The organism is Candidatus Omnitrophota bacterium, from assembly GCA_034717435.1.
Taxonomy (GTDB): Bacteria; Omnitrophota; JAUWXU01; order JAUWXU01; family JAUWXU01; genus JAYELI01.
In genome coordinates this window covers 1-5297 of the sequence record JAYELI010000007.1, presented here as the reverse complement: position 1 = coordinate 5297, position 5297 = coordinate 1, and the positions used below count along the sequence as shown (strand labels likewise).

Sequence of the window (5297 nt, the reverse complement as noted above, 5' to 3'; positions counted from 1 at the left end):
TGAGATTCTTCGGCCTTCGGCCTCAGAATGACCTTTTTAGCGTTATTATTTTTAATTTCGGTTAAGGTGCGCACTTTTAAAACTTAAATCGCTCTAAAACTGTGCACTTTTAATTTTTAAATAACAGGTTACTCTTTGGGGTTTGACATTTTAAACCTGAAATAGTATAGTATGGTTATGTTTTCGGCAGAATTGGCCTTTAAGGGACTTGCCAATTTAATCTATCCCTTGTATTGCCAGGTCTGTAAGTCAAAGCTGGATCCGGCAAATACCCGATATCTCTGTGAAAACTGCTGGAGTAAGATCAAAAAATCCAGGGCAGTCCCGGCCAGCGGCCATAATTACTTTTTCCACAGTCTCTGGTCAATCGGCAGATACCAGGGGGTTTTAAAGGATTGTATCCGTCTTTTTAAATACAACAAAAAATCTTTTATGGCCAAACCCCTGGGAGAATTGATGAATAACTTCATAGCCGGTCATCTGGACCGCCGGGCAATAGGCCTTATCGTTCCCGTTCCTCTTCACAGTTCAAAATTAAGGGAAAGGGGATTTAATCAATCGTTAGAGCTTGCCGTTCAAATAAGTAAACGGTCCTCTCTGCCCCTTTCCTCAAGCAGTCTCTACCGAAAGAGACCGACTATTTCTCAAACCGAGCTTTCAAAACAGGAGAGGTTAATAAATGTCAAGGCTGCCTTTGCTGTCAAAAACAGCCTGGTTTTAAAAAAACAGGTGCTGTTGGTCGATGACGTGTTCACCAGCGGAGCAACCGCAAATGAGTGTTCAAAAACATTGTTGGAAGCCGGGGCGTGCGCTGTATCTGTACTGACCCTGGCCCGGGGAAATTAACCAAAAAAAATGAAAATTCTCCAGCGCTACATATTAAAGGAATTGGCTGTTTCGTTCATCCTGTCCCTTTTGATATTTACTTTTGTAATGTTTATAGGAAATATTATCAAGCTGGCTGAATTAGTCATAATTAAAGGAATAGAAATCAGTTATGTCGGAAGGTTGTTTATCTATCTTCTGCCCTATTTGCTTAATTACACCATCCCAATGGCTGTATTAACCGGGACCCTTCTGACTTTTGGCCGGCTTTCATCAGATAATGAAATCGTTGCCCTTAAGGCCATAGGATTTAATCTCTTTAGCATCCTGCTGCCGGTTGTTACCTTCGGGCTTGTCTTAAGCCTGTTTTCAATTATGTTAAACGACCAGATCATACCCCGGGCTCACTTCGCTACCCGGCAACTGCTTGCTGAAATAGGCACCAAAAAACCCGCCGCCTTACTGGAGGAAGGAACATTTATCAAGACGTTCAAGGGATATATTATTTTTGTCCAGGAGATAAACGGCAATAAACTAAAGAATATCAGAATCTATCAACCCCAGAAAGAAAGACCTACCCGGACGATCATCGCCGAACGGGGCGAATTCATTCCCCTGCCTGAAAAAAAGACCGTAGCCCTAAAGCTGATCAACGGCTCCAGTGACGAACCCAACCTGGAAAATCCAGGCAGTTTTTATAAACTAAATTTCAAAACCTATTATCTGACCCTGGATCTTGCCGCTCAATTAGCGAAAAAAAACATCCAGAAAAAACCCAAGGATATGACCATTAATGAACTGATCAATGAAACTAAAAAACTAAAACAGTCCCGGATAAACACCTCTCCTTTAACCAGGGAGATCCATAAAAAACTTTCTTTATCGTTTGCCAGTTTTGTATTTGTTTTAATCGGGCTCCCCCTTGCCCTGCTTACCAGAAGAGGGGAAACAACGATCGGCTTCGGCCTCAGCCTGGGCGTGATCATGATCTACTACCTGTTCCTGATGGTTGTCGAGGCCCTGGCCATGAAAGGGAAATTTAACCCCGCGCTCTGTATGTGGTCCCCGGATATACTGATCGCTGCGGCGGGAATAATACTTTTTTGCCTGGTGGTGGAAAGATAAAGCATTATTTAACCGATAACAAATCATGCGGATATTAGACAAATACCTTATAAAACAATTTATTCTGCCGTTTCTTTATTGTGTTTTGATCTTTATATCCCTCTACGTGGTCATTGACCTTTTTGACCATCTGGACGAAATATTAAAAGAACGCGTCGAGCCGGCTGTCCTGGGCCGTTATTACCTCTCCTTTGTCCCGCTTATATTTGTCCAGACCGCGCCAATAGCCCTGCTTCTTTCGATCATCTACAGCCTGGGGATACTGAACCGGTATAATGAAATAATCGCGATGAGAACGAATGGAATCAGCATCCTCAGAATTATAACCCCGTTCATTATAGTCGGGCTTATTTTGAGCCTGATAAACTTTGTGATCAGCGATAAGATAATCCCCAAAAGTTCGGTTATCCAGGAGTCGATAAAGCAGGAAAAGATGAAGCGGGGTCCTGGAAAAAAGGTGGTATTGGCTGACGTTACCGCTTATGGGGTCCCTAACCGTCTAATCTACATCAAAAGCTACAATGTCACGCAGGAAGAACTCAGCGATATAACTATTTTTGAGCAGGATAAAAAAGGTATAATCCGTTCCAAGATCATCGCCAGCCGGGCAAAATGGCAGGGTAAAAACTGGATCTTTTACAATGTAACTATCTATAACCTGGATAATGACGGGCAGATAATCGGGGCACCTTCAAGCTATGAAGAAAAAGCCCTGGATATCCGGGAGGGGCCGGAAGACTTTCAAAAACAGCAGACCGACCCGATGTTTATGAGCTACCGGAAATTAAAGCATGACATTGACAGGTTGGAGTGGATAGGAAAGCAAAAAACAAAGAGGATGCTGGTTGATCTATATTGCAAGCTTTCTTTCCCGTTCGTAAATTTGATTATAATCCTGGTTGGTATACCTCTGGCATTAGCTATTAAAGCCAAAGGCGGATTATTGATGGGACTGGGTTTAAGTATGGCTGTAGGATTTCTTTATTACGCTGTTATGGCTGTAAGCGTTGCCCTGGGAAAGGGAGGTTTTATCCCGCCTTTGCTCAGCGCCTGGCTGGCTAATATCATTTTTGCCGGGATCGCTGTTGTAGCGCTTAAAAAAATCTAATTCGTTGTGCATCGTGCGTGATGCGTATTGCGTTAGAGCTTCTCAATTTTACGCAATACGCAATATTAATAGTAGTTAGATATTAAATCCTTTGTATTCGCAATATTAAGCTTATCAAATAAGAATTCAAATTCTTCCTCAACCTGTTCAGCGATCACCCGGCGTGTTTCGGCCGGAAGGCCGAGAATATCTTTTTTAAAGGGCTCGAACGCTTTTTTCCTCGTTTTATAGATAAACTGTTCTTCTGTCTGGCCGCTGGTTCTTTCATTTTTCTTTTCCTTCTTTATCCAATCATAGATCTTATCTCTTAACCCGGAAGGAAAATCTTTGCTTTCATAAACCATATTCTGAAATTGGGTAGCCAGGTGCACCTCAGCGGTCTCTACCTCGGGAAATTTATTGAATGCTTCACGAGGCAGGGTAGATGCTCCATGCTGAACCGCACCGGCAAGCCCGAATTCAAAACGGGCTATCCTGGACAATTTCATCAATGTCTCAAAATCCAGCTTGACCTTGGCTATGTTTCCGTCAGGAAGGACCACTCCTCCGTGGGCAGTCCCTGTTTGAACGCTTATTTTGCTGATCCCGCCAATGCCCTCTCCCAGCGACTTTCTGTATCCTTTGATAAACGCCCGCAGTTCTTCGGCAGTGGAGTTCTTTCCTCCTATTTCGCCTATCTCGCCTCCTACTGAAACCTCGACTCCCTGAGGCTGGACCTGGCGGATGAACTTTGTCAGCTCGGCACATACCTCATAATTAATCCTCTGTTGTTCTTCAAGCGTTGGCTTGGACAAATCTACCAGCGTGGAAGAATCAATATCGATATTATAAAATCCGGCGCCGATCGACTCTCTGATCAAAGATTTAATCTCTTCTATCTCTTTGGCGGAATCCTGGCTATATCTACTCTGCTTAACCTGGAAGTGATCTCCCTGAATGAATACCGGCCCTGAAAATCCCTCGTCGAGAGCAGCAGCCAAGCAGCTGCCGACGTATTCTACCGGAGATTGGCCGGTATAGGCCATTTCCGTCCTGGCTATTTCAAATATAAATGCACCGCTGGATTTCTTCCTGGCTACCCTGAATATTGCCCGGGCCAAATCATAGGTCAGGGTTCTTAAATTTATAGCCGGGACCGTAAGCCCTGTAAATTCAGATTTGCCTCTGGCCTGATAAAACCGGTTTATACTTGCCGGATAAACCCCGGCCTGCCGGGCGGCTTCAATAATATCTTTAGCAAGGTTGTTTTTGTCTTCTGTTTTTTCGGTGAGAGCCATTTGCAGCGCTGCTGTTTCTATATTCTCTTTTTTAATCACAATCTACCTCCTTCAGATAGGCATAATCCTATTCTAATTAAATTTGTTCATCGCAGAAACCAATCCTTCTTTGACGGCAATTTCGACCGCCTCTGCTGCCCGGCCTACCGTCTCTTTAACCACCGGCTTATCTTTTTTTTTAAATTTATCCAAGACATAAGAAGACAGATCCATTCTTATTTTCCCCCGGGCTATGCCTATTCTCAAACGGGGGAACCTGGATGTGCCTAAACAATCAATGATCGATCTCAAGCCGTTGTGGCCGCCTGCGCTGCCAGCCTGCCGGATCCGGATCCGGCCGAGTTCTAAATTCAGGTCATCACAGATAACGATTATATCATTAAGCTCCGGCTTAAGCCAGTCAATAAAGGATTTGATCTCTCTGCCGCTTAAGTTAACATACCTTAACGGCTTAACTATGGTTACCTTTTCTTCACCGATAAAACCATTTCCGAAAACCGACTTGAACTTTTTCCGGGTAAGGGAAATCCGGTGTTTTTTTGCTAACCCTTCAACAACCCGGAATCCCATGTTATGCCTTGTCCAGCGATACCTTATCCCGGGATTACCTAATCCAATAATTAGTTTCATCATACCCTAACCCTATAAATTGCTAAGCTGTTATAAGAAACAATTTTCCAGTTCAGCGGTTTAGCAATTTAGCAGTTTAACAGTATAACAATCAGACTGTGTCGTAATGTAGTTGCCTGATTTATCAGGCACAGCATAGAGCGCCCAATAAATTGGGCAACTACAATATATTGTGTATCAAGAAGTGTTATTTAAAAATTAAAACTGCACAGTTTAAAGTTTAAAACTGCACACTCCCCAAGTCCTTAATTTTGTTCTTTTTAAGATAGGTGTCATCCTGAGGGAGCGTAAGCGACCGAAGGAAGTCCTGAGTATTCCCGAAGGGCGACCGA

The 5297-nt window shown here is 43.4% G+C and carries 5 protein-coding genes; 3 read left to right on the top strand and 2 right to left on the bottom strand.

Translation table 11 applies throughout. The annotated features are described in order from the left end of the window. Positions 1 to 177 precede the first annotated feature (177 nt). From U9Q08_00370 to U9Q08_00360, 3 genes are read left to right on the top strand one after another with little or no spacing between them, the layout of a single operon-like run. A complete protein-coding gene (locus tag U9Q08_00370) occupies positions 178 to 846 on the top strand; it encodes a ComF family protein (GenBank protein ID MEA3328186.1) in 669 nt (222 codons plus the stop codon). Between the two features lie 9 nt (positions 847 to 855). Beyond that, positions 856 to 1950 (top strand): LptF/LptG family permease, encoded by a 1095-nt coding sequence (locus U9Q08_00365; protein MEA3328185.1) that lies wholly within the window; start codon positions 856 to 858, stop codon positions 1948 to 1950. A gap of 25 nt (positions 1951 to 1975) precedes the next feature. Further along, positions 1976 to 3058: an LptF/LptG family permease gene (locus U9Q08_00360; GenBank protein MEA3328184.1), complete on the top strand. Its 1083-nt coding sequence runs from the start codon at positions 1976 to 1978 to the stop codon at positions 3056 to 3058. 65 nt (positions 3059 to 3123) lie between these two features. On the opposite strand, the gene U9Q08_00355 is transcribed toward U9Q08_00360, so the two are convergent. Both U9Q08_00355 and pth read right to left on the bottom strand, forming a co-directional pair. Then, on the bottom strand, positions 3124 to 4374 hold the full coding sequence (locus U9Q08_00355) for a class II fructose-bisphosphate aldolase (protein ID MEA3328183.1): 1251 nt from the start codon (positions 4372 to 4374) through the stop codon (positions 3124 to 3126). Positions 4375 to 4407: 33 nt separating this feature from the next. After that, a complete protein-coding gene (gene pth / locus U9Q08_00350; GenBank protein ID MEA3328182.1) occupies positions 4408 to 4968 on the bottom strand; it encodes an aminoacyl-tRNA hydrolase in 561 nt (186 codons plus the stop codon). Positions 4969 to 5297: the final 329 nt, after the last annotated feature.

Excerpts from the sequence above, each read along its gene's own strand:
- U9Q08_00360 (MEA3328184.1), top strand. The coding sequence starts at position 1,976 with ATGCGGATATTAGACAAATACCTTATAAAACAATTTATTCTGCCGTTT.
- U9Q08_00365 (MEA3328185.1), top strand. The coding sequence starts at position 856 with ATGAAAATTCTCCAGCGCTACATATTAAAGGAATTGGCTGTTTCGTTC.
- pth (MEA3328182.1), bottom strand. The coding sequence starts at position 4,968 with ATGATGAAACTAATTATTGGATTAGGTAATCCCGGGATAAGGTATCGC.
- U9Q08_00370 (MEA3328186.1), top strand. The coding sequence starts at position 178 with ATGTTTTCGGCAGAATTGGCCTTTAAGGGACTTGCCAATTTAATCTAT.